The 2,378-nt window shown below is 69.9% G+C and carries 4 protein-coding genes; 3 read left to right on the top strand and 1 reads right to left on the bottom strand.

Going from position 1 to position 2,378, the window contains the following annotated elements; all coding sequences use genetic code 11:
- Positions 1-285, top strand: a 285-nt coding sequence (locus ACTIFJ_RS15285) for an exodeoxyribonuclease VII large subunit (protein ID WP_439534974.1), incomplete at its 5' end; no start/stop codon positions are given.
- A 15-nt stretch (positions 286-300) separates the two neighbouring features.
- Positions 301-516 carry a DUF2093 domain-containing protein gene (locus ACTIFJ_RS15280; protein ID WP_439534973.1) on the top strand — a complete coding sequence of 72 codons (216 nt, stop codon included), beginning with the start codon at positions 301-303 and terminating at the stop codon, positions 514-516.
- On the opposite strand, the gene arsC is transcribed toward ACTIFJ_RS15280, so the two are convergent.
- Entirely contained in the window at positions 513-899 is a 387-nt protein-coding gene (gene arsC, locus ACTIFJ_RS15275) for an arsenate reductase (glutaredoxin) (protein ID WP_439534972.1), read from the bottom strand. The genes ACTIFJ_RS15280 and arsC overlap by 4 nt on opposite strands.
- Positions 900-1,001: 102 nt before the next feature.
- On the opposite strand from arsC, the gene ACTIFJ_RS15270 reads away from it, so the two are divergent.
- The gene (locus tag ACTIFJ_RS15270; RefSeq protein ID WP_439534971.1) at positions 1,002-2,159 is read left to right on the top strand and encodes a deoxyguanosinetriphosphate triphosphohydrolase; all 1,158 of its coding nucleotides are present in this window, start codon (positions 1,002-1,004) and stop codon (positions 2,157-2,159) included.
- Positions 2,160-2,378 lie beyond the last annotated feature (219 nt).

Here is a 2,378-nt window from a genome sequence, read left to right as displayed (position 1 = left end):
CGGGTGGCGCGCGCCGGGCTGGAGACGCGGGCGGCGGGGCTGCGGCCGTGGCTGCTGCGCAGCCGCCAGCAGGCCGATGCGGCGCGGCTGGCGGGGGCGGCGCGGCTGCTCGGCTCGCTGGGCCCCGAGCAGGTGCTGGCGCGCGGCTATGCGCTGGTGCTCGGCAAGAATGGCCAGCCGCTGACCAGCCGGGCGCAGGCCGATACCCAGCCGCGCTTGACGATCCGCTTCCATGACGGCGATACCCGCGTGGTCCCCGAGCCCGCCCAGGCACGATTGCTGTAGATAAGGTTGCTTCAGATGTTGTTCTCAAACGGCCGGCTGGCAAAGCTGCGGTATCTCTCCGGCTCCTTCGAGGTGATGACGCGTGGCGACCATGTGCTGTGCGCCGTAACTGGCACGGCGATCCCGCTCGAACGGCTGCGCTACTGGAGCCATGAGTTTCAGGAGGCCTATCTCGACGCCGTGGTCGCCACGCGCCGCTATGCCGAGATGAAGGCGCAGGGGAAGATCTAGGCGACGGGCTTTCCGTCTTCCTTGCGGAAATCGGCCGGCAGCGGGCCTTCGAGTATCTCCAGCGCGCGCTCGGATGGTCGGGCGAGGATCGTTCGCGTTGGCGTGATGACGACCGGTCGATTGATCAGGATCGGATGTTCGGCCATGGCGGCGAGGATGGCGACGTCGTCTGCCGACTCCAGCCCGAGTTCGGCTGCGGGCGTGCCCTTGGTCCTTAGCAGCGCCTGGGCGCCGCCGACCGCTTTCGCCACCCGCGCCAACGTTGCCGTATCGGGCGGAGTCTCCAGATAGAGCACCACCTCGGGCTCGGTGCCGCTGGCGCGCAGCATGGCCAGCACGTTGCGCGAGGTCCCGCATTTGGGATTGTGCCAGATCGTTGTCATCCCGTCATTCTAATGCGTTGGCCCGCCGCTTCAACCATCGACACCAGACCCGGACCCATTAAAGGGGGCTGGGGGCCAGCCCCCAGCCGCCGGAGGCCCCTTTTGCTGTCTGCCTATGCCACCACCCCGCGCCGCGGCCGCCGCCACCCCGAGCCGGACAGTGCCACCCGCAGCCCGTTCCAGCGCGACCGCGACCGGATCGTCCATTCGACGGCCTTCCGCCGCCTGCGCTACAAGACCCAGGTGTTCGTTTCGCCCGACGGCGACCATTTCCGCGTCCGGCTGACCCACAGCCTCGAAGTGGCGCAGATCGCCCGGTCCATCGCCCGCGCGCTCGGGCTGGACGAGGACCTGACCGAGGCGCTGGCGCTGGCGCATGATCTCGGCCATCCGCCGTTCGGCCATAGCGGCGAGGATGCGCTGGAGGCGGCGATGGCCGGCTTCGGCGGCTTCGATCACAACGCCCAGGCGCTGCGCATCGTCACCCGGCTCGAATGCCGCTACCCGGGCTGGGACGGGCTGAACCTCAACTGGGAGACGCTGGAGGGGCTGGCCAAGCATAATGGCCCGTTGCTCGATCCCGGCTGGGCGATGCGCGAGATCGACAGCGACTGGCCGCTCGAACTGTCCGGCCATGCCGGGCTGGAGGCGCAGGTGGCGGCGATCGCCGACGACATCGCCTACGACAATCACGATCTCGATGATGGCATTCGCGCCGGGCTGTTCAGCCTCGAGGAGATCGCCGCCGAGGTTCCGTTCGTGGCCGAAACGCTGGCGACGGTGACCGCGCGCTGGCCCGGCGTCACCGCCCGACGGCGGATGGTGCCGGAGCTGGTGCGCGAGCAGATCGGCCGGATGATCGACGACCTGCTGGCCGAGACCGGCCGCCGGCTGGCCGAGGCCGCCCCGGTCGACGCAGCGGCGGTGCGCGCCGCCGGGAGGCCGCTGGTCGGCCTGTCTCCGGCGATGGCCGCCGACACGGCAGCGCTCAAGCGCTTCCTGCGCGCGCGGATGTACACCCACCCGCGCGTCGCGGCGCTGCGCGATCCGTCCCAGCAGGTGGTCACCGACCTGTTCGCCGTGCTCCACGACCAGCCCGAAGCGCTGCCGGCCGACTGGCAGGCCTCGCTCCCCGCCGACGAGCCGGCACGGGCCCGTCACATCTGCGATTTCGTCGCCGGGATGACCGATCGCTACGCGCTGCGCCGCTACGAGCAGCTGATCGGCCCGTCACCGCTGCCAGCGGATGTCATTATCTAGGCGGTCGACATTCAGAAGTAACTGGCCTCCGGCGGAAGTGAATTGCCTCCGGCGGGAAGGGAAGGCCTCCGGCGGCTGGGGCCGCAGGCCCCAGACCCCAAATATTGGGTCCATCCCGCAAGACCGTCGGCCGTCGCCGTGCCGAGACCGGATTATTGGGGTCTGGGGCCTACGGCCCCAGCCGCCGGCGGCCATCGTTTACCGCCGGAGGCCTCTTTT

Source organism: Polymorphobacter sp. (assembly GCF_051860865.1).
Taxonomy (GTDB): domain Bacteria; phylum Pseudomonadota; class Alphaproteobacteria; order Sphingomonadales; family Sphingomonadaceae; genus Sandarakinorhabdus.
This window is presented reverse-complemented; position numbering and strand designations above follow the sequence as displayed.

Bases quoted from the DNA above. Each gene is read 5' to 3' on its own strand.
- ACTIFJ_RS15280 (WP_439534973.1), top strand. From the start codon at position 301: ATGTTGTTCTCAAACGGCCGGCTGGCAAAGCTGCGGTATCTCTCCGGC.
- arsC (WP_439534972.1), bottom strand. From the start codon at position 899: ATGACAACGATCTGGCACAATCCCAAATGCGGGACCTCGCGCAACGTG.